Origin of the sequence: Nocardia sp. NPDC023733 (genome assembly GCF_040639775.1) — a bacterium.
In the GTDB taxonomy this organism is placed as follows: domain Bacteria; phylum Actinomycetota; class Actinomycetes; order Mycobacteriales; family Mycobacteriaceae; genus Nocardia; species Nocardia rosealba.
Map to the genome: position 1 here is coordinate 442,162 of NZ_JBFAAN010000003.1, position 20,679 is coordinate 462,840.

A 20,679-nucleotide genomic window follows, 5' to 3' on the forward strand; every position below is an offset into this window, starting at 1 on the left:
CAGCCGAGAGCCCTGGTAGCGATGGGGAATCTCCTACGATCGGGTCAGCGGGCGGGTGACCGCTGCGTGGTTCGGAAAGGGGATACGCCGGTGACACCTCGCAGACGCGGATGGTTCAGGTCGGGGCCGGACAATGCCTGGATCAGTGGGGCGCGGGCCGCGACGGCCGCCGCCTTCCTCGATATGGATCGCAGGCAGACGGCAGCGGAGGCGGGTGTGGCGGCGAGCGAGCAGGTGTTCCCCGAGCGTCACATCGGCGCGGTATGGGAACCGGTGCGTGCGCGGTGCTATGCCGCGTCGGGCGCCTATCTGAGTTTCACCGACGAACTCGACAGCGCCGAGGCCGCGGGGACCGCCATCGCCGACGGCCCGGCCAGGGCCGACGCGCTGGTCCGCGAACTCGCCGACGCCGCGCGCGGGGTCGACGAGTTCTATCACGCGCACCGGGCCGGACTCGAGCACGCGGTGAGCGTGCGGGCCTCGGTGCCGCAGTTGCTGGCGCAGGTGCGGGGCGAGGCCGAGCAGGAGCTCGCCGCGGCCGAGTCGTCGGAGTACGCCTCCTACCCCTCGGTGACCGCCGGCGTGCGGAAATTGAGTGAGGCACTGGTCACAGCGGCGGGTGTCGATCCGGGTACTGCTGTGGCGGCCGCGCGGGAGGTCGCGACGGAGGTGCGCCAGGCGTGCGTGGAATTGCGGGAAGCGTTGGCGCAGGCACCATCTCGGGCCAATGCCGCGACCAACGCGATCGCCTCGGTGACCACCCGGCTGGCGGCCGTGCGCAACCGCGCCGACGCGCTCGGCCCCGCGTACTCGGCATTGCTGCGCGAATTCAACGCTGCGAGTTCGGCGGATCTGACCAACAATGAACGCGAAAGCCGGCGCGGTATCGAGGCCGCGGACGCGGCGCTGGTACGCGCGCGTGTCGCGGCTGCCGACCGCGACCCGGAGACCGCCCTTGACCTGACAGCGACCGCGCGCGAACACCTCGCCGAGTCCGAACAGCTCGTCGACGCCGTCACCCGGCGGCTCGAACTGTTGCGCCAGGTGCGTGCGGACCCCGAAGCGCAGCTGCGCACCGTACGATTCCGGCTGCGGGACGCGCAGATGCTCGCCGTCGATCGAGGGCTGGTCGGCGAGTGGGGTTCGGTGCTCGACGCGCAAGCCGAACGCCTCGATCGCATGACGGCCGGACTGACGGGTCGTCATCCAGACTATTGGGCGTATGTTTCTGAACTGCGAACCGTCGCGGAGTTCATCGCCGGAGTGGTCGATCGCATGCGAAAAACCGTAGGAACCGACAGCACTTAGGACCGCACACGACATGACACGGGTCGACGAATGAGGTGGGGGGAATGACCGCAGGCTACGCCATCGCACCGGAGGTGAACCTGCGAAAGCAGGTGCCGCTGCGCCACTTCCACAATTTGCAGGGCCCGCGCAGCCGTGAGTTGTTCCTGGTGGAACCGGAACCGATTCCGGGAACCGCCGACCGCGAACTGCTCGCCACCGCGCTCGGCGCCACCCTGTACGTGCCCGCGACCCGTCCCGATCTGGCCGCGACCATCCTGCGTCGCGCCGCGCGCGGGGTGTGCTCGATGGTGATCGACCTCGAGGACGCCGTGGCCGACCATCAGGTCGACGCCGCGAAGGAACACGCGGTCGCCACCCTCGACCTGCTCGCCGGTGTCGCCGACCCGGTGCCGATGCTGTTCGTCCGGGTGCGGGACGTGCAGACCGTGACCGAATTGGCCGACCGGCTCGGCCCGGGCGCCGACATGCTCACCGGTTTCGTCTTCCCCAAGTTCGACGCCGTCACCGGGCCCGCCTACCTGGCCGCGCTCGACGCGGCCGGTGACCGCCTCGGCCGCCCCGTCTACGGCATGCCGGTGCTGGAATCGGCGAACCTCGTGCATCGCCAGACCCGCGACGAACAGCTCTCGCGCATCGCCGAGCTGCTCGCCGAGCATCGGGACCGGTTGCTCGCGGTGCGCATCGGCGCCACCGACATGTGCTCGACCTTCGGTATCCGCCGCGACCGCGATCTCACCATCTACGACGTGCGGGTGATCGCCGACGTGATCGCCGACATCGTCAACTACCTCGGCCGCGCCGACGGCACCGGGTTCATCATCACCGGCCCGGTGTGGGAGTACTTCGCCGACCACGAACGCATGTTCCGCCCGCTGCTGCGCACCGCCCCGTTCGAGGAATCCGACGCGGTGCCGTTCCGTCAGTACCTGGTGAGCCGCGACCTCGACGGGTTGCTGCGCGAGATCACCCTCGACCGCGCCAACGGCATCCAGGGCAAAACGGTGATCCACCCGTCGCACGTGGCCGCCGTGCACGCGCTGTCGGTGGTGACGCACGAGGAATACGCCGACGCGCTGCACATCATGGAGGCCGATGTCGGCGGGGTGGCGGCCTCCGAGTACCGCAACAAGATGAACGAGATGCGTCCCCATCGCAGTTGGGCCCGCCAGACGCTGGTCCGGGCTCGTGCGTTCGGGGTGGCGAACAAGGGAGTGTCCTTCGTGGATCTGCTGACAGCGATGGTTGCCGAATGACCGCGGTGAGCACGATCGAAATACCTTGGGCTACCCGGCATCTCGGGATCCGCCTGCACCACGGGGAGGCTTTCTCCGCCGACGTATCGGATGCGCTGGCCCGCGACCTGTCGATCGGTGAATTGGTGCGTCCAGGGCTGCGCCGGAATCCGCGTCGCGCGCATCTGCTGGTCTCGACCGTGCTCGGCAAACACCTGCCGACCGACCCGCACGTGGTGATCGGGGCGGGCGACCGTCTGGCCGACCTGGTCGCCGACAAGCTCGGCGGGCGGGAGGCCGTGGTCCTCGGATTCGCGGAAACGGCAACAGGTCTCGGGCACTGCGTGGCCGCGCGCCTCGACGCGGGGTGCTACCTGCATTCCACCCGTCGACACGAATCGCGTGCCACCACGCTCACCGGTTTCGAAGAGGGGCATTCCCATGCCACCTCACACCTGCTGCAACCGGCACCGGCCGACATCTTCGCCAACGATCTGCCGCTGGTCCTCGTCGACGACGAGATCTCCACCGGCGATACGGCTATCGACGCCGTGCGGGCCCTGCACGAGTTCGCACCGCGTTCGCACTATGTCCTGGCCTCGCTGGTCGACCTGCGGACCGCCGCCGACCGGGAAAAGTTCGAGAAGTTCGCCGCCGAGCTCGGTGCGCGTATCGATACCGTCTGTCTGGCAACAGGTCTGGTCGATCTGCCCAACGGTCTGGTCGACGCGGTCGTGGCGCTGCCCGAGCCGCGACTCAATCCTGAAGCGGCTGAGCCCGGTTCGTACAGCCGACTCGAACTCACCTGGCCGAACGATGTTCCCGAGGGCGGACGCCATGGTGTCCGGCGCGTCGACGCCCCGGCTTTCGGTGCCGCGCTCGACGATGTCGTCGACGAGGTACGCGCACGGCTGGACGCCGAGTTCGCCGGACGGCCGGTGATCGTGCTCGGCCACGAGGAACTCATGTACATGCCGGTCCGCCTGGCTGCCGGACTGGCCGACGCGGGCATCCCCGCTCGCTTCCAAACCACCACTCGCTCACCGGCTTACGTCCTCGACGAACCCGGCTACCCCCTGCGCAGAGGTTTTCGCTTCACCGCCCCCGAACCCGACCCGACCGCACAGCGCTACCTCTACAACGCGCAGTGGGACGGTGAGAACCCGGTCCTGCTGGTCGTCATCGACCCGCCCGCCGACACCGCGGAACTGGTCGCGCCCGGCGGGTTGGTCGATGTGCTCACGGCGTCGGGTGCCGATGTGCTGGTCGCCGTCGTTCCCGGCGCCGATCCCCGCGTGCTGCACGCCGCGCGCACCGCACAGACGTCGGGTCCGGTCGCATCGGCCACGGATCCTGAGGACTTCTTCCCCGCACCGTTGCACGGCCCCGCCTTCGGCTCGTACGCGCGCGAGGACGTCTCGTGGCTGCTCAAGGACCTGTCCGATGTCGATCTGGAAGCCGATGTGGCCGAAAGAGAGCGGCGCATTCAGGCAGGTAAAGCCCATTACGCCGAGTCGCTGCCGGTGGAGTACCAGCCCGACGCCGCCTACCGCGAACTATTCGATCGGGTGCTCACCGACAGCGCCGAGCGGCTCGCCCTTGCCGTGGCGACAGTGGCGGAACTGGTCGTCGCCGAACGCGGCGAGAACATCGTGCTCGTGTCGCTGGCCCGCGCGGGAACACCGATCGGTGTGCTGATGCGGCGCTGGCTGGCCAGCGGTATCGGCCGCGCGGCTTTGGACGCGCCGCACTACGCCGTATCCATCGTCCGCGACCGCGGCATCGACTCGGTCGCCCTGGATTACCTTGCCCACCACCATGATCCGTCCACCATCGTGTTCGTAGACGGCTGGACCGGCAAGGGTGCCATCACCCACGAACTCACTGCCGCCCTCGACGCCTATCACGCGGCGGGCGGCGCCAGGTTCGACGACGAACTCGTCGTGCTGGCCGACCCGGCCAACTGCGTGCGAACCTTCGGTACCCGTGACGATTTCCTCATCGCCTCGGCCTGCCTGAATTCGACTGTCTCCGGCCTCGTTTCACGCACGGTCCTGAACGAAAAGCTGATCGGCCCGCGTGACTTCCACGGCGCCAAGTTCTATCGCGAACTGGCCGCCGACGACGTGTCGAACAAACTGATCGACACCGTCACCACCGCCTTCGAATCCATTCGCGACAAGGTGCCCGCCGCCGTCGCCGCGATGCGGGATTCCGATCGAACACCCGACTGGTCGGGCTGGGCGTCGGTGGAGAAGGTGCGTGCCGAATACGGCATCAGCACAGTGAATTACGTGAAGCCCGGCGTCGGGGAGACCACCCGGGTGCTGCTGCGCCGCGTACCGTGGCGGGTGCTGGTACGGGAAGCCGACGCACCCGAGCACGCCCACATCCGCCTGCTCGCCGCCGCGCGCAATGTCCCGGTGGAGGTGGTGCCGGATCTGGCCTACTCCTGCATGGGCCTGATCAAGGAGCTATCGCAGTGACCGCCCTGTTCGCCACCGACCTGGATCGCACGATGATCTTCTCGCGCAACGCCTGCCACGGCGCGGACAGTGTCGAGAAGGAATGCGTCGAGTACTACGAGGGCGAACCCCTGTCCTATATGACCACCACCGCGATCGCCCGTTTGCGCGAGCTGGCCGCGAACGCGCCGGTGATCCCGACGACCACCCGCACCATCGAACAGTTCCAGCGCATCGAATTGCCCGGTGCGCCGTGGCGTTTCGCCATCACGAGCAACGGCGGCAATATCCTCGTCGACGGCATTCCCGACCCGGCGTGGCGGTTGTCCATCGACGATCAGGTCAACGCCACCGGCGCGACCTTGGCTGCCGTCGGCGCCGAGTTACGTTCGCGGATCAGCGATTCCTGGGTCACCAAGTATCGCGAGGCCGACGAATTGTTCTGCTACCTGGTCGTCCGCCCCGAGGCGGTCCCGGCGGGCTTCCTCGCCGAATGGGACACCTGGTGCCGCGCCAACGGCTGGTCGGCCTCCCAGCAGGGCCGCAAGATCTACACCATGCCCGACGCGGTCTGCAAGAGCCTCGCCGTCGCCGAAGTCCGTCGCCGCCTCACCGAATCCGGCGAATTACCCGACGGCGCGCGACTGTTCGCCGCGGGCGACGGCGCCCTCGACGCGAAAATGCTCGAATCCGCCGACGCCGCCATCCGCCCCCGCCACGGCGAACTCGAAGAACTCGCCTACACCGCCGCCAACCTCACCGTCACCACCACCGCAGGCATCCTGGCGGGCGTGGAAATCCTCGACTGGTTCCACGCCGCCCTGCCCGTCGCGGATCCGGTCTAGTACTGCTGCTGACCGGCGAGTTTCTGCGTGACGACGGCCTGGATGCGTTGCAGGCCGCCCACGCTCACCCCGCTCTGCAACTGGCCCTCGATGGTGCGGACCAGGGCGTTGTCGCTCATCACCTTCTCCGAGGACTGGATGAGGACGGTGCCCGCGCCGGTGAAGTCGAACTGGCGTTCCTCGCCGGAGGTGGCGCCCATCGCGGCCGCGCCCGCCGACAGGAAACCGGTGATCCAGCCCTGGTCGTAGTGGTGACTCGGGGACGGGCAGTCGGCCCAGCCGACCAGCGCCTCCGGGTCGACACGCAGCGGCGGTTCGGCGAACATCACCGGGCCGTTGGACGAGGCGAGGAACTTACCGGTGCCGATGAGGGTGAGGAAACCGGGCACGATCGATTGTTTCAGCGCCAGGCCCGGCTCGAACGCGAGCAGGTTGGCGCCGCGGATCGTGAGGTTGCCGTCCTCGAGATCGTAGGAATTGATGTCGTAACCCCGGTCGCCGATGATGAGCTTGCCGTGGCCCTCGGCCACCACGTACTCACCGGCGAACAGCGGCGCCGAGAACTGGCTGCTCACCATTTGGGTGAGGTGGCCCTGCAGACCGTGCGTGAGCAGCTGGAAATTGATCTGCCCGTAGTAGGCGATCATGGCGCCCTTGCGCATGAACCACGGCCCGGTCAGATCGATGCAATAGGCGTAGCTGTTGTTCGGAATATTGTCGCTGGCACCGAGATTCGCGGGGGAGAGGATTTCGCTCATGACTCACAACTTCTCTTCGGAGGCCTGCACATACACGACACCCTGACCGTGGCAATGCAATTGCATCGCCTCACCCGATCCGCGACCCACCGCGTCGCGCCAGCTCATCGCCGCCTTCAATTCGGTCTGCACGTTTCCGTACGCCGCGACGAATGCCTGCGGGTCGACGACCACCGGATTCGGCCCGCCCACTTGCAATTCCAGGAATCCGCCGTGCGCCAGTAGCACCGCCGAACCCTGACCGCTCAGTTGCGTGGTGAACATGCCCTGCCCGGTCGCCACACCCGCGGCGGCCCCGCGCAGCGCACCCATCAGGCCGCCACCGCCACCACCACCGGAACTGGCCACCGACACCACCGAGGCCTGCAACCCGGCGGTGTTCGCCAGCAGCCGCGAGGCCTCCACCCGCAACACCGCACCGGGCTGCATCTGCACCACGTGCACCTCGAGCCCGGCGAATCCGTAATGGACGGAACCGTTTCCACGAGCCAGCATCGTTCGTTCGTGTTCGCCCGCCATCATGGCCCCCGCCATGCGCATCAGCCCACCACCGCCGCCCATGCCGCCACCCGCGCCGGGAATCTGGTGCGGGGAGAACTGCACCTGACCGGTGTAGAACAGCATCGCGCCGGTGCGCCCGACCACCCCGCCCGCCTGGGCGACGTCGACCTTGACGACCTTGCTGTTGACCTTCTCGAACATCGTCGCTTCCCTTACCGTTCCGCGGGCTGGATCAGCACAACGCCCTGGCCGTCCCACCGCAGCGAGAACGCCTCGCCCGCGTCCTGGCCGACCATCGTGCGCCAGGAGACGTCGGTGACGAACGACTGGTTGAGATTGCCGCGCGCCGCGACGAACGCATCGGGGTCGACGATCAGCGGGTACTGCGGCGACACCTCGAGGTGGATCAGCGGCCCACCGGCCGACAGCAGCGCCACCTGGCCCTGACCGCTCACCGTTGTGGTGAAAAGGCCACTGCCCGAAGACATCCCGCCGACACCGGCGAACCGCACGTCGGTGCGCAGATTGCCCGCGAAGGCCAGCAACTGCTGCGACTCGACCTGCAACGTGTCGTTGTTCAGGTTCACCACGGTGACGTTCTGGCCGTTGACCGCGAAGAACACCCGGCCGTTGCCGGTGCACTCCATCAACGACAGCTTCTCGCCGGTGGCGCGGCGCTTGAGACCGTTGAGCACGCCTTCGCCGCCGCCGAAACCCGCCGATTTGAACTGCACATTGCCCTCGTAGGCAACCATCGAGCCCGCGATCGCGCGGATACTGGTCCCCGCGAGATGTGCCTCGATCACTTTCTTCGATTGTTCGAACAACTGCGCCATTCCTGGCCCCTTTGTAAGGCGGGTGCGACGCCCCGATCCGAGCGCGACGTCACCCTAACCGATCGGGAGGCTGAACGCCCGGGCCCGGTTTCTCGTACAGTGACAACAAGACCGCACCGACAAGCGAAGGGTCGAACTTGTCTGCAACACTCGCCAAAGGCCAGAACGGTCCATTGGCCGTCAGTGACGTGGTGATCTCACTCCAGCTCACGGCACCGGCCGATCTGTCCGCGCTGCTCGTCACCGAGCAGGGCAAGGTCCGCACCGACGCCGATTTCGTTTTCTACAACCAGCCGAGCGGTCCGGGTGTGGACCTGCGACCCGGTCCGGCCGGGCAGCCCGCCTCGCTCGCGGTGTCGCTGTCCGCCGTGCCCGCCGAGATCGACCAGATCCGCGCGGTCATCACCCTCGACGACGCGACGAGCAATTTCGGTCGTTTCGCCCCGCCGACCGCGATCGTCTCCGACGCCGCGGGCAATCAGCTGTACTCGTATCTCATCGAGGGCCTCAACGCCGAGTCGATCGTGATCGCGTTGGAGCTGTACCGCCGTCAAGGTGGCTGGAAGGTGCGCGCCGTCGGCCAGGGGTACGCCGGCGGGTTCGCCGCGCTGGTCACCGATCACGGTGTGCAGGTGGATGATTCGCCCGCTCAGCCCGCCGCCGCACCCCAGCAGGCCGCACCGCCGCCGCCCGCGCCGAGCTACCAGCAGCCCGCGCCCGCCTACGCGCCGCCCGGTGGGGGATACCCGCCGCCCGCGCCGCCGCAGCAGCCCCCCGCGGGCGGTGGTTACCCGCCGCCGCAGCAGGGTGGTTACCCGCCGCCGCCCGGTGGGGGATATCCGCCCGCCGCCGCACCGGCCGCGCCGCCGCAGCCGACCGGGGAGGTCAGCCTGAGCAAGGACCGGCCGGTCAGCCTGCAGAAGGGGCAGCGGGTCACCCTGCGCAAGGAAGGCACCGCGCTCACCTTCGTGAAGATGGGTCTCGGCTGGGACCCGGTGCGCACCCGAGGCATGTTCGGCAACCGCACCGTAGACATCGACCTCGACGCCTCGGTGTGCCTGTTCGCCGACCAGAACCTGGTCGACGTGGCCTACTACGGTCAGCTCTCGTCCAAGGACGGATCGGTGCGCCACCAGGGTGACAACCTCACCGGTGAGGGCGAAGGCGACGACGAGATGATCCTCGTCGACCTCACCCGCATCCCCGCCCACATCTCCACGCTGCTGTTCATCGTCACCTCCTACAAGGGGCACACCTTCGAGCAGGTGCAGAACGCCTTCTGCCGCCTGATCGACGGCACGACCAACGGCGAACTCGCCCGCTACACCCTCGCCGGCGGCATGCCGTTCACCGCGATGGCGATGGCGAAGGTGTACCGCTCCGGTGGTGACTGGAAGATGCAGGCGCTCGGCGAGGGTTTCCAGGCCAAGCACCCCGGCGAGGCCGTTCCACAGCTCGGCCGTTTCCTCGGCCGCGACTGACCTTCCGCACCACACAGCAAGGCAGACACCGTGATTCACCTGAAGGCAGGGCAGAACACCGCACTGACCGCCGACTCCGTGCGCTTCACCGCGCAGACCACGGGCACCGTCGAACTCGGCGCGCTCGTGGTCGGCGATGACCTGCGGGTGCGCGACGAACACGATCACGTGTGCGCGTCGCGCCCCTCGGCTCCCGGTGTGCGGTTCGGTGGTTCGTCGGTGGAACTCGCCCTGTCCCAGGTGCGTTCGGACGCGCACGCGGTGCTGTTGTTCGTTGCCGCCGGGCACGTGCTCGGGCCGGTGACTGCCTCGTTCGCCCAGAACGGTGTGCCCGCAGCGGAATTCGTCATCTCGCCGACGGCGGGGGAGAGTTCGCTGATCTGTCTCGAAGTGTATCGGCGGGGTCCGGGCTGGAAGTTGCGTGCGCTCGGCCAGGGTTATGCCGGTGGTGTGGCTCAGTTGTTGAGCACACACGGCGTTCCCGGCCAAAGTGCTTCGGGTGCCGCTGCTTTCGGGCACAACGCGGTAAATGGCGTGCCGTCGGCGCCCGGTGGTTTCGGGTCGGGCGCGCAGGGTGATTCGTTCAGCGGTAGTGCCCACGGTGGCGTACCTGGCGGTGCTGCCTTCGGCGGTGTGCCTGGCGGTGCTGCGCACGGCGGTCACGTTCCGGACGGGACGGTGCCGGTGGCGCCGGTTCATGGAGCAGGCGCGTCGGCGGGACCAGCTTCGGGCCATGCTGCTGCCTCGACCGAATCGCTCGCCCAACCGACGCCTGCCCCCGGCATCCCCCTCGAAGTCGACCACGGCCTACAGCGCATGTGGATGATCTTCGAGGACGCCGCACGCTCCGCCGCAGCCCTCATCTCGGCGCGCGACTACGCCGCCAAACGCTTGGATCAGGAACTGTCGGAAGCGGTGTCGAATCCCGCCACCCGCAACACCCCCGCCGCCGAGGTCGCCCGTCAGGCCGCGCAACGCCGCCACGACGAGCTGATCGGCCGCGCCGATACCGACCACCGTCGCGACAGCGACATGCTCGCCCGCGAGATCGCCGAGGCCGATTCCGTGATGCCCGCGGCCCTGGCCTCCTGGCTCGCGCCCGCCTGGACCACCCGCGCCGCCGCCAGCGACGGCATCCGCCTCGGCGAGCTCTACGCACCCGACCGAGGCGACCTCCGTGTCCCGTATTGCGTTCCGGTGCCACTGAACCGGCCGCTGTGGGTCGACACGGAGTCCAGCGCCGCCGCCTCCCGCGTGGTCGGCGCCTTGCTGGCCCGCCTCGTCGCCGCCATCCCCGACCGGCCGACCCGCATCGACCTGATCGACCTCACCGGTGGCCTCCGCAGCCTCGCCACACCCCTGTCCCCACTACTCGCGGGCCCGGTGATCACCGACCACCTCGACATCTCCCCGCGCCTGGCCGAACTGGCCAATGCCGCCGAACTGGCCGAAATCGCCTACCACGCAGGCGAAGTCGCCCCTCCGAAAGAACATCGCATCCTGGTAGCGGCCGACTTCCCCCACGGCTACCAAGCCACCGACGTAGTCCGCCTCGGCCAGCTCATGGTCCGCGGCGACCTCATCGGCCTCTCCCTCCTCATCGTCGGCACCGCCACCCCCGACGCGGCCGACGCCCCCGCCACCCTCCTCTCCCAATCCTGCCGCCACCTCCCCACCCTCCCCGGCACCCCCCTCTTCGACCCCTGGACCGGCAACGCCTGGGAACTCGACCTCGACATGCTCCCCCTCGAACCCGAACTCCAGGCCCGCTACCTGCGGATGTAGGACGGCTCAGAGGATGCGGGGTGGTCCCGCGTCTACTCGGACAGCGTCCGGATGCGCGGCGTCGGTCCAGCTCCGCCGTGGCTGGAGGAAGTGGGGGAGCCAGGGGAGGAGGGGGTCCGGGGCGCGGTCGAGGATGCCGCCGGCGGGGTCGTCTACGTAGTCGCGGCGGACCAGGTCGGCTTCGGGGCGCAGGATTTGGTAGATGATCATGGCGCACAGGCCGACGACGGCCAGGTCACGCAGTACAACCGTGCTGGTGAACCACTGTTCGGGCAGGCCCTTGTTGTCTTCGCCGAGGTAGTAGAACATGCGTGGTACCCAGACGAGGGCGTCGATTGTCATCCAGGCCAACAGGATTCGACGGTGGGGCAGTGCCAGGACGGCGAGGGGGACCAGCCACAGGGAGTACTGCGGGCTCCACACCTTGTTGGTGAGCAGGAACGCGGCGACCACCAGGAAGCACAGCTGGGCGAGGCGGGGACGGCGGTTGGCGGTGAGTGCCAGATAGGCGATGCCCGCGCAGGCCAGCACGAACAGCAGCAGCGAGACCGTGTTCAGGATGGTCGGGGGTTCACCGTGCGACAGCGGACCGTCGAAGCCCTCCCAGCCGGTGAACGAGGAGATCACGTTGTAGATCGAGTCGGGGTCGGCGTGACGGGTGGTGTTGAGGCGGAAGAATTCTCGCCACCCGTTCGGGAACAACACCGCGATCGGCAGGTTCACCGCACCCCACGTGCCGAGTGCCGCCGCCACGGCGAGCGTGGCCGAGCCGAGCGGACGCTGCGCGAAAACCTGTGTCCGCGTCGGTGTTGCGCGCAGCCAGGCGCGGGCCGCGGCGAGGCTGTCGATATCGCGTAATCGCAGGCCGGCCTGGGCGGCGGGCAGACGCCGCATCGGATCGGTGCGCAGACACAGCACAATGATCGGTCCGAGCAGCAGCAGCGGATACAACTTCGCGGCACCACCCAGACCGAGCAGCACCCCCGCGAGCACCGGCCGCCGCCGCGCCCACGCCAGCAGGCCGGTGGCCGCGAAAGCCGTTGCCAGGGCGTCGAAATTGGTGAAGATGTGCACGATCACCAACGGCGACACCGCGATCAACGCGGCATCCCAGACCCGTCGCCCGGCTAGTCGCGACGACGCCCACACCGTGATCAACCACCCGACGGCCAACCCGAGCGCGACCACATTGAAGTACACGACAACCGACAGCGCACCGGGCAGCGGCAGGTGATCCCACACATTGCCGACCTGCATGGCCGCGTACTGGTAGAGCCCCGAAAGCACCGGGTACTCCATGTATCTGACCTCGGTGCCACCGTCGGGGGTCGACTCGAGCCAATACTTCTTGTACGGGAACGCGCCCTCGTTGAGCCGCTCGGCGCCGTAGAGCGGCACCGTGTCGGAGTAGCACATGGCCACGTACTGGCGGCCGTTGTTCCAGTCGAGCATCAGCCCGCCCGCGCCGTCGTCGGTCTGCTGGATGCAGCCGGCCTTCGTCGCCCAGCCCAGCGCGAGGAAGACGACGGTGAAGGCGAACAGCACCCGCAGCGGCGTCCAGAACCGGACCCGCCCGATCAGCGCGTGCTCGCCGACCGGGCCGCCGATCACCGTCGACAGTTGCGAGGTGAGGGAATCGTTGCGGCTCGGGCGGTCTCGCACGTCGATCGAACGCAGGTCCGGTGCCAGTGGTGCGGGCGACACGTACTGCGGCTCGCGGCCGGGCCAGGTGTCATTCGGCGCCGGCTGGTCCGCGAGTTGCTGATCGGTCACGACATCCGAGGCTACCGGTGGCTATCGGGAGCGCGTCGGTGTGGCTCCCGCGCCGCCGCTCTCCTCGTCGTCGTTGCCGCCGCCACCCGGCCTGCCACCACCGTTGCCGTTGCCGGGGGACTCACCGGGAGTCGCGGTCGGCTGACCGGGCAGCGGGCCGGTGGTCGGCTCCGCCTGCTGCGGCTGCTGCACGGCGGGCTGCTGCACACCGGGCACGGGGATGCGGATGCCGGGCAGGATCTCCACCTGCGACGGCACGATCACCGGCGGCGCGATGGTGGGCGCGGTGGTCTCCGGCGCCGTGTAGGGCGCCGACCATTCCGGCACACCGGCCTGGCCCTTGATCGCGGCAGGCTTGGGGAACGTCTCGGTGGGGGTGCCCGCCAGGGCGCCGTCCATCGTGGCCTTCCAGATGTCGGACGGCAGGCCGGAGCCGTAGATGTGCGAGCCGCCGTAGTTCTTCAGCGGGTCACCCTGTTCGGTACCGACCCACACCGCGGTCGACAGCGACGGCGTGTAACCGACCATCCAGGCGTCGCGGTTGTTGCCGGTGTCGCCGAGCTGGTGGGTACCGGTCTTGGCGGCCGATTCCCGGCCACCGGCCAGGTTGTGGTTGTTGGAGTAGGCCGCGATCGGCTTCATCGCCGCGGTGACGTTGTCGGCGACGGCCGCGCTCACCCGCTGCTCACCGGCCGGTTCGCCGCGATCGAGCAGCACCTGCCCGTCGGCGGTGACGACGCGCTGCACGAAATGCGGTGCGTGGTACATGCCGGAGGCGGCCAGCGTGGCGTAGGCCGAGGCCATGTCGAGCGGACGCGACTGGTACTGGCCGAGGATGATGCCGTTGTTGGGGCCCGCACCGTTGGGCTCGGTGAGTGTGGGGCCGACGCCCGGCAGTTCCTTGGCGATACCGAGCTTGTGACCCATGTCGGCGATCTTCTGCGGACCGTTCTGCATGTCGAGCTGCATCCGGTAGAAGCTGGTGTTCAGCGAACGCTTCAGCGACTCGGCGATCGTGCACATACCGCACGACTGGCCCTCGACATTGTTGATCTCGATGCCGTTGACCTTGAGCGGCGAGCTGTCGTACATCTGCGACAGTGGAATGCCCTGCTCGAGGTTGGCGGCAAGACCGATCACCTTGAACGACGAACCGGTCGGCAGCCCCGCGTTGGCGAAGTCGTAGCCCTGGCCGTCCTCACCGCCGTAGTAGGCGCGGACAGCACCGGTGCGCGGGTCGATGGACACCACCGCGGTGCGCAGGTTCTCGGGTTCCCCGTCGAGCTTGTTGCGCGCGGCGTTCACCGCGGCCTCCTGCGCCTTCGGGTCGATGGTCGTGGTGATCTGCAGACCCTCGGTGTTGAGCTGCTGCTCACTGATCCCCGCGGCCGACAGCTCCTCGAGCACCCGGTTCTTCACGTGCCCTTCAGGCCCGGAGTCCAGGCTGTTCTCGCCGAGCGACGCGGCGGGCACCACGGCCGGGTACTGCATCGACTGACGTTCGGCCGCGGCGAGGTTGCCGCCCGAGACCATGCCGTCGAGCACGTAGTTCCAGCGCGACTTCGCGCCGGTGGGGTTCTTCTCCGGGTCGAGCAGCGAGGGCAGCTGGATGGTCGCGGCGAGGACGGCGCCCTCGGACACCGACAGCTCCTGCACCGGCTTGCCGAAGTAGGCCTTGGCGGCGGCGTCGATGCCGTACGCGCCACGACCGAAGTAGATGGTGTTCAGGTAGGCGGCAAGGATTTCCTCCTTGCTCCACTGGCGGGCCATCTTGGCCGAGATCACCAGCTCGTGCATCTTTCGGGTCATCGAGCGCTCGTCACCGACCAGCGCGTTCTTCACGTACTGCTGGGTGATGGTCGAACCACCACCGGCGCTCTCCTTGCCGAGGATGTTGTCGCGGGCGGCGCGGGCGAAGCCCGACACCGAGAAGCCCGGGTTGGTGTAGAAGTCGCGGTCCTCGGCGGCGATCACGGCATTGCGCACATGCGGCGGGATCTGGTCGATGGAGACCTCGGTGCGGTTGCCCTGCGGCGGCACCACCTTGCTGATCACGCTCGTCCCGTCGGAGGCGTAGATCATGGCGACCTGATTGGTCTCGAGGTCTTCCGGCTTGGGCACCGAAACGGTGGTGTAGGCGACGAGGAAAACGGCACTCGGCACGACGATGGCCAAGGCCATCAGGACATACATTGTCCGGCGCACGGCACGCCACGGCGATTTCTTGGTCACCGAACCATCCCTACCCGAGCCGTCGTCGCCCCCGCCACCATCGCGGCGATTGCGTGGCCCGACCGGCGGCGGTGTGCCGCCCGCACCGGTGGCGCGGCGTTCACCGGTGGTCGGTCCGCCCGGGCGGCGACCCGCGCCGGGTCGCGCGGCGACTGGAGTGCCACCGGTCCGCGGACGACCTGCCTCCTCGCGCACGGTCCGCGGCGGATGATTCGCCCGCACCGTCGACTCGTCGACACCGGGACGGGGAAGTTTCTGAGTGGCGCCGGCAGCCCCGGCGGCGGGTGCGGCCGGACGACCCGGCGCGGGCCTGCCTTGCGGCGCACCGGGACGCTGACCCGGCTGACCGGGCTGACCCGGCCGACGCGGCGGCACCCCACCCGGCGGCGGCGCAGGCTGACGGTTCTGCGGCTGCGGACCACGCGCCCCCGGCACAGGCCCACGCCCACCCGGGGCGGGCGGACGCCCATCCGGCGCGGGTGGACGCCCACCGGGACCACCCTGCGGACGCGGCGGACCGGCAGGCGGCGTCGGCCGACGCGGCGGCCCGACAGGACGATCACCGGACTGCGGACCTGGTTGTGCGCCCCGCGACGGGCGGCCGCCGCGCGGATCGTCACCGTAGGGGGAGGGCTCGTAGGGCGAACTCACTGACCAGATCTCCATAACTCGTAAGGTTCAACCGGCACACAACATCCGCGCCGGCGAACCGGCGCGGATATCTTGCACCCCGAACTGCGGCGCATCATGCGGCCGCCGTCATTCGGCGGCAGAGCGACGTCCCGCTCTGGGGCTCGCCCGGCGGCGGGCGGGCGCGGGCGCCGACCCGAGCACGTACGACTGCACCAGGTGGTTCCAGCTGCACGAGCGGCACACCTCGACGACATGCACCGAGAATTCCTCGTTCGACTCTGCCATCCGCGTCAACTCGTCGGGTGTGCGCGCCGACCCGGCCGCCTGGCCGAGCCCGTCGCCGAACACCCACGACACCAACGTCAGCTGCTCTTTTCGGCAGATCGGGCAGGTCACCTCGCTGCCGCGACCGTGGAACTTCGCGGCCCGCAGCAGGTAGGGATTGGCATCGCACACCTCGGCGACGCCGACCCGCCCCGCGTAGACATCGGCGAGCAGCGACCTGCGCCGGAGCGCATAGTCCACCACCTGCCGCTGAATTCGCACGATCACCAGAGTAGCCGGGATTGATTTTCACCGCCGGTGCCACCGCTTGTTGCCCCCTGCGGCCTTAGACTCCCGATACCGGGTACTTTCCGGGTCTTTTCGCAGGTGAGGCGTGGCAAGTAGATGGCAGATCCCCCGCAGGCGCATTCCGCCGCCGATTCCCGGACGAGGGCGCGTGATATCGATCGCGCCGAGGTGTCGACCGTGCTTGACGCGGCCTATGCCGAGGGCCAGCTCGGTGCCCAGGAGTACCACGACCGGGTGAAACGGGCCGGTTCGGCACGCACGCTCGGTGAATTGCGTGGTCTGACCGCCGATCTGCAGTCGCCCGCGGTATTCGGCCCGACCACCGAACGGAAGCGCTTCGGCCGCAGGCATTCCGGCGAGTACCCGACCAGGACCAAGGCGCGCGACGCCGACCGGGCACGCACGATCGCCGCCCTCGACACGGCCCGCGCCGACGGTCAGCTCGACGCCGAGGAGCACACGGCGATGACCGAGCTGGCCGCCGAAGCGCGCACGCTCGGTGAGCTGGCCACCCTCGTCGCCGAGTTGCAGCAGCGCCCGGCGGCGCCGGTGAAGCCCAAGGCGCGCAACACCTTCCGCATCGCGACGATCGCGGCCGTCGTGCTCGCGGCGGTCGGCGGCTTCGCCTGGACGATCCGGGCCGACGAACCGGCCGCGGCGGAAGCCGCCGCATCGATCGACTACGACGCGGCCCCACCCCTGGTGATCCCCACCCCGAACCTCAACACCATCGCCGGATTCGTGCAGTTCCGCGACGACTACCGCACCAAGTTCGGCGATGCCGTCGTCGACGAGGCCGTGCTGCACGACGAGCACGCCTCGGCGGTCCGCCGCGCACCCGACAACGGCGACTGGACGGTGAGCTACACCTATCGTGGCGGGTTCGAACGCTCGAATTCGCAGGTCACCACCCGTGACCGCCAGGCGGTCGACATCGACCTGGCACAGGTGAATACCGATGCTCTCGGCGCGGTGCTGAACACCGCCGCGACCAACCTTGGCGTCCCCGACGGCGTGGTCTCCCACTACCGGATCGCCAACGACAGCTGGGTCGGCAGGCCCTCGATCACGGTCTACGTGCGCAACGAGGTCTCCCAGTCCGCGCATCTCGTCCTCGCGCTCTCGGGCGAAGTGCTGAAGACCTACCCGTACGAAAGATGACGCCATGAAGACCACCTCCCCGGCGAAGAACCTGCGGGCCCGCGACGCCGACCGCGCCGACGTGTGCGCCCTGCTCGACGCCGCCCTGGCCGACGGTCAGCTCACCGAGGCTGAGCACGGCAGACGCACCGCCACCGCCATGCGCGCCGAGACCTTCGGCGACCTCGACCGCCTCGTCGACGACCTACAGATCCCCGACGGCCTGGCCGCCACCCCGGTAGCGCGCGGAATCCCTCGCGCCCCGCGCCGCTGGTGGCTCCCGGTGGGCGCGGTGATCCTCGCCGGCCTGGTCGGCGCGGGTGCCGGTCTGCTCGGGCGCAGTACCGTCCTCGCGCCGCCGCTGCCCGATCTCACGACCGGCAACGGCTTCGCCCATTTCCTCGCCGACTACCGCGCCGAATACGGAAGCGCGCTCGCCGACGAGTTGACGCTCTACCCGGAGTACGCGCTGGTCGAGCGCGATTCCGGGAAGCCGGGCAAGCAGGACGAGCTGCAATATCGTGGCGATTTCGACCGGTGGGGTTCGCCCGGTTCGCGACCGCCCGACACCCGCTCGTTCGACCTGGCCACCGTCGACCTGGCGAAGTACGCGCGGATGATGTCGGGTGCTCCGCAGACCACCCGCGTGCCCGGCGGCTGGGTGTCACACGTACTCGTCCGGTTCCCACCGGCCGGCGGCAAAGATGCCGAACCCGAGATCAGCATCTACGTCAAGAACGAGGCGGAACAGAGCGGATATCTGAAGATCCGGCTCAGCGGTGAACCCATCGCGGTGCACCCGGCAGACGCCTGACCTGCTGATTCGCCCGAACCGGGCAGTCGGTCCCCTGCTCATGTGAGGGATACGACTACGCCCTGATGTATCGCTCCGATATAGTGGGAAGTCGCATCCATCGGTTAGGTCCGTTCGGCCTGTCAGGCCGTCATAGTCAGGGAGTGAGGTCGGCATGCTCGAGTTGGCGATTCTCGGCCTGCTCCTCGACGCGCCCATGCACGGTTACGAGCTGCGCAAGCGGTTGACGGGCCTGCTCGGGGCGTTCCGGGCCTTCTCCTACGGTTCGCTCTACCCGACGCTGCGCCGGATGCAGGCCGACGGGTTGATCGCCGAGGAGATACCGGAGGGCGCGACCGCGCGCCGTGCGCGCCGCGTCTACCGGCTCACGCCGGTCGGGCGGGAACGGTTCAAAGAACTCCTCGCCGATACCGGTCCGCAGAACTACACCGATGACGGCTTCGGTGTTCATCTGGCCTTTTTCAGCCGCACCCCCGCCGAGGCGAGGATGCGGATCCTGGAGGGCAGGCGACGCCAGGTCGAGGAGCGCCGAGAGGGTCTGCGGGAAGCGATCAAGAAGGCCAGCGGCTCGCTGGATCGCTACACCCGCCAGCTCCACCAGCTCGGATTGGAATCAAGCGAGCGCGAAGTGCGCTGGCTCAACGAGTTGATTGCGGCGGAGCAATCGACGAAGGCGGCACCACAGAAAGAGGGAAAGAGCGGCCATGAGTGATGTCAACAAGGTTGGATCCGGCGAAGTACGCGTCGCGATCGTCGGTGTCGGCAACTGCGCATCGTCGCTGGTGCAGGGCGTGCAGTATTACAAGGACGCCGATGAGAACGCGGTCGTTCCGGGTCTGATGCACGTCCGGTTCGGTCCCTACCACGTCAAGGACGTGAAGTTCGTCGCCGCGTTCGACGTCGACGCCAAGAAGGTCGGCTTCGACCTGGCCGAGGCCATCTTCGCCAGCGAGAACAACACCATCAAGATCTCCGACGTGCCGCCCACCGACGTGACGGTCCTGCGTGGCCCGACCCTCGACGGCATCGGCAAGTACTACGCCGAGACCATCGAGCAGTCCGAGGCCCCCGCGGTCGACGTCGTGAAGGCGCTGAAGGACGCGAACGTCGACGTGCTGGTGTCCTACCTGCCGGTGGGTTCGGAAGAGGCCGACAAGTTCTACGCCCAGTGCGCCATCGACGCGGGTGTCGCGTTCGTCAACGCGCTGCCGGTGTTCATCGCCTCCGACCCGGTGTGGGCCAAGAAGTTCACCGACGCCGGTGTGCCGATCGTCGGCGACGACATCAAGTCCCAGGTCGGCGCGACCATCACCCACCGCGTGATGGCCAAGCTGTTCGAAGACCGCGGCGTGGCGCTGGACCGCACCTACCAGCTCAATGTCGGCGGCAACATGGACTTCAAGAACATGCTCGAGCGTGAGCGCCTGGAGTCCAAGAAGGTGTCCAAGACGCAGGCCGTCACCTCGAACCTGAGCGGTTCGCTGGCGGGCAAGGTGCACGACCGCAACGTCCACATCGGTCCCTCGGACTACGTGGAGTGGCTCGACGACCGCAAGTGGGCCTACGTGCGCCTCGAGGGTCGCGCCTTCGGCGATGTGCCGCTGAACCTGGAGTACAAGCTCGAGGTGTGGGACTCGCCGAACTCGGCGGGCATCATCATCGACGCGGTGCGCGCGGCCAAGATCGCCAAGGACCGCGGCATCGGCGGGCCGGTCATCCCGGCCTCGGCCTACCTGATGAAGTCCCCGCCGGAGCAGATCGCCGACGATGTCGCGCGCAAGCAGCTCGAGGCCTTCATCATCGGTGCCGACTAGTCACTGAAACAGAAAGGCCGGGCACACATCGGTGCGCCCGGCTTTTTTGTCTGCTCAGTCGAGGGAGACGTACACCTCGACGCTGGTCGGGCCGGTGTAGCGCTCCAGTTCCGCGGTGTGGGAGCGGGTGATGGTCCCGGCGTTCTCGGCCTTGATCACCTGGGCCCACGCGGTGCGCAGGAGGTCGTAGGGCTTGTCGGAGACGACGAATTTGGCGTAGCGGCCCGCGGGAATGCGGGTCAGGACGTCGCCCTCGTCCACGTCGTCGAGGCCGGCGACCTCGTAGCCGAGGACGGCCACGGCATGGTCGTTCTGGCCGATGTAGGCGGCGGCCCGGGTGACCGGCTTCTCGCGGGACAGGTAGCGGTCCCAGGTGAAGTTCACCAGGTCGAGATCGCGGGCGGTGACCTCGCGACCGGCCAGCGGCACGGTGAGTCCGGCGATCAGGCTGTTGTCCAGGGTGACGATCTCGAAGTCGGCGGTCAT

General features: G+C 68.5%; 17 protein-coding genes. 10 read left to right on the forward strand and 7 right to left on the reverse strand.

The genetic code is table 11. The annotated features are described in order from the left end of the window. Positions 1-90 precede the first annotated feature (90 nt). From AB0F86_RS17490 to AB0F86_RS17505, 4 genes are read left to right on the forward strand one after another with little or no spacing between them, the layout of a single operon-like run. Complete coding sequence (locus tag AB0F86_RS17490) at positions 91-1,308, forward strand: hypothetical protein (RefSeq protein ID WP_356985446.1); 1,218 nt, start codon at positions 91-93, stop codon at positions 1,306-1,308. A gap of 44 nt (positions 1,309-1,352) precedes the next feature. Continuing rightward, positions 1,353-2,564, forward strand: a complete 1,212-nt coding sequence (locus AB0F86_RS17495) for an HpcH/HpaI aldolase/citrate lyase family protein (RefSeq protein ID WP_181698600.1) — start codon at positions 1,353-1,355, stop codon at positions 2,562-2,564. Next, positions 2,561-5,029, forward strand: coding sequence for a phosphoribosyltransferase (locus AB0F86_RS17500; protein ID WP_356985447.1), 2,469 nt, complete (start codon positions 2,561-2,563; stop codon positions 5,027-5,029). Before AB0F86_RS17495 ends, AB0F86_RS17500 begins: the two co-directional genes overlap by 4 nt. Before the next feature lie 32 nt (positions 5,030-5,061). Further along, a complete protein-coding gene (locus AB0F86_RS17505; RefSeq protein WP_356985549.1) occupies positions 5,062-5,853 on the forward strand; it encodes an HAD family hydrolase in 792 nt (263 codons plus the stop codon). Here the strand turns inward: AB0F86_RS17505 and AB0F86_RS17510 are convergent. From AB0F86_RS17510 to AB0F86_RS17520, 3 genes are read right to left on the reverse strand one after another with little or no spacing between them, the layout of a single operon-like run. Beyond that, entirely contained in the window at positions 5,850-6,611 is a 762-nt protein-coding gene (locus AB0F86_RS17510) for an AIM24 family protein (protein ID WP_181698602.1), read from the reverse strand. The two genes, AB0F86_RS17505 and AB0F86_RS17510, sit on opposite strands and share 4 nt — an antisense overlap. Before the next feature lie 3 nt (positions 6,612-6,614). Then, positions 6,615-7,313 carry an AIM24 family protein gene (locus AB0F86_RS17515; protein ID WP_067643395.1) on the reverse strand — a complete coding sequence of 233 codons (699 nt, stop codon included), beginning with the start codon at positions 7,311-7,313 and terminating at the stop codon, positions 6,615-6,617. A gap of 11 nt (positions 7,314-7,324) precedes the next feature. Next, entirely contained in the window at positions 7,325-7,948 is a 624-nt protein-coding gene (locus tag AB0F86_RS17520) for an AIM24 family protein (RefSeq protein WP_067497217.1), read from the reverse strand. A gap of 137 nt (positions 7,949-8,085) precedes the next feature. On the opposite strand from AB0F86_RS17520, the gene AB0F86_RS17525 reads away from it, so the two are divergent. Further along, positions 8,086-9,429, forward strand: coding sequence for a TerD family protein (locus tag AB0F86_RS17525; protein WP_356985448.1), 1,344 nt, complete (start codon positions 8,086-8,088; stop codon positions 9,427-9,429). Positions 9,430-9,459: 30 nt separating this feature from the next. Next, complete coding sequence (locus tag AB0F86_RS17530; protein ID WP_356985449.1) at positions 9,460-11,214, forward strand: TerD family protein; 1,755 nt, start codon at positions 9,460-9,462, stop codon at positions 11,212-11,214. A gap of 6 nt (positions 11,215-11,220) precedes the next feature. On the opposite strand, the gene AB0F86_RS17535 is transcribed toward AB0F86_RS17530, so the two are convergent. From AB0F86_RS17535 to AB0F86_RS17545, 3 genes are all read right to left on the reverse strand, one after another. Continuing rightward, positions 11,221-12,918: a glycosyltransferase 87 family protein gene (locus tag AB0F86_RS17535; protein ID WP_356985551.1), complete on the reverse strand. Its 1,698-nt coding sequence runs from the start codon at positions 12,916-12,918 to the stop codon at positions 11,221-11,223. Positions 12,919-13,008: 90 nt separating this feature from the next. After that, entirely contained in the window at positions 13,009-15,180 is a 2,172-nt protein-coding gene (locus tag AB0F86_RS17540) for a transglycosylase domain-containing protein (protein ID WP_356985553.1), read from the reverse strand. A 798-nt stretch (positions 15,181-15,978) separates the two neighbouring features. Continuing rightward, positions 15,979-16,398 carry a DUF5318 domain-containing protein gene (locus tag AB0F86_RS17545; RefSeq protein ID WP_181699749.1) on the reverse strand — a complete coding sequence of 140 codons (420 nt, stop codon included), beginning with the start codon at positions 16,396-16,398 and terminating at the stop codon, positions 15,979-15,981. Between the two features lie 123 nt (positions 16,399-16,521). On the opposite strand from AB0F86_RS17545, the gene AB0F86_RS17550 reads away from it, so the two are divergent. From AB0F86_RS17550 to AB0F86_RS17565, 4 genes are all read left to right on the forward strand, one after another. Then, positions 16,522-17,586, forward strand: a complete 1,065-nt coding sequence (locus AB0F86_RS17550; RefSeq protein WP_356985450.1) for a DUF1707 domain-containing protein — start codon at positions 16,522-16,524, stop codon at positions 17,584-17,586. 4 nt (positions 17,587-17,590) lie between these two features. Beyond that, complete coding sequence (locus tag AB0F86_RS17555; protein WP_181699754.1) at positions 17,591-18,379, forward strand: DUF1707 domain-containing protein; 789 nt, start codon at positions 17,591-17,593, stop codon at positions 18,377-18,379. A 154-nt stretch (positions 18,380-18,533) separates the two neighbouring features. Further along, entirely contained in the window at positions 18,534-19,091 is a 558-nt protein-coding gene (locus AB0F86_RS17560; protein ID WP_067497596.1) for a PadR family transcriptional regulator, read from the forward strand. After that, entirely contained in the window at positions 19,084-20,193 is a 1,110-nt protein-coding gene (locus AB0F86_RS17565) for an inositol-3-phosphate synthase (RefSeq protein WP_181699757.1), read from the forward strand. The genes AB0F86_RS17560 and AB0F86_RS17565 overlap by 8 nt, the downstream gene beginning before the upstream one ends. A 54-nt stretch (positions 20,194-20,247) precedes the next feature. On the opposite strand, the gene AB0F86_RS17570 is transcribed toward AB0F86_RS17565, so the two are convergent. Then, positions 20,248-20,679, reverse strand: coding sequence for a GyrI-like domain-containing protein (locus AB0F86_RS17570; protein ID WP_067643408.1), 432 nt, complete (start codon positions 20,677-20,679; stop codon positions 20,248-20,250).

Excerpts from the sequence above, each read along its gene's own strand:
- AB0F86_RS17495 (WP_181698600.1), top strand. The coding sequence starts at position 1,353 with ATGACCGCAGGCTACGCCATCGCACCGGAGGTGAACCTGCGAAAGCAG.
- AB0F86_RS17500 (WP_356985447.1), top strand. The coding sequence starts at position 2,561 with ATGACCGCGGTGAGCACGATCGAAATACCTTGGGCTACCCGGCATCTC.
- AB0F86_RS17505 (WP_356985549.1), top strand. The coding sequence starts at position 5,062 with ATGATCTTCTCGCGCAACGCCTGCCACGGCGCGGACAGTGTCGAGAAG.
- AB0F86_RS17510 (WP_181698602.1), bottom strand. The coding sequence starts at position 6,611 with ATGAGCGAAATCCTCTCCCCCGCGAATCTCGGTGCCAGCGACAATATT.
- AB0F86_RS17515 (WP_067643395.1), bottom strand. The coding sequence starts at position 7,313 with ATGTTCGAGAAGGTCAACAGCAAGGTCGTCAAGGTCGACGTCGCCCAG.
- AB0F86_RS17520 (WP_067497217.1), bottom strand. The coding sequence starts at position 7,948 with ATGGCGCAGTTGTTCGAACAATCGAAGAAAGTGATCGAGGCACATCTC.
- AB0F86_RS17540 (WP_356985553.1), bottom strand. The coding sequence starts at position 15,180 with ATGTATGTCCTGATGGCCTTGGCCATCGTCGTGCCGAGTGCCGTTTTC.
- AB0F86_RS17550 (WP_356985450.1), top strand. The coding sequence starts at position 16,522 with ATGGCAGATCCCCCGCAGGCGCATTCCGCCGCCGATTCCCGGACGAGG.
- AB0F86_RS17555 (WP_181699754.1), top strand. The coding sequence starts at position 17,591 with ATGAAGACCACCTCCCCGGCGAAGAACCTGCGGGCCCGCGACGCCGAC.
- AB0F86_RS17560 (WP_067497596.1), top strand. The coding sequence starts at position 18,534 with ATGCTCGAGTTGGCGATTCTCGGCCTGCTCCTCGACGCGCCCATGCAC.
- AB0F86_RS17565 (WP_181699757.1), top strand. The coding sequence starts at position 19,084 with ATGAGTGATGTCAACAAGGTTGGATCCGGCGAAGTACGCGTCGCGATC.
- AB0F86_RS17570 (WP_067643408.1), bottom strand. The coding sequence starts at position 20,679 with ATGACCGCCGACTTCGAGATCGTCACCCTGGACAACAGCCTGATCGCC.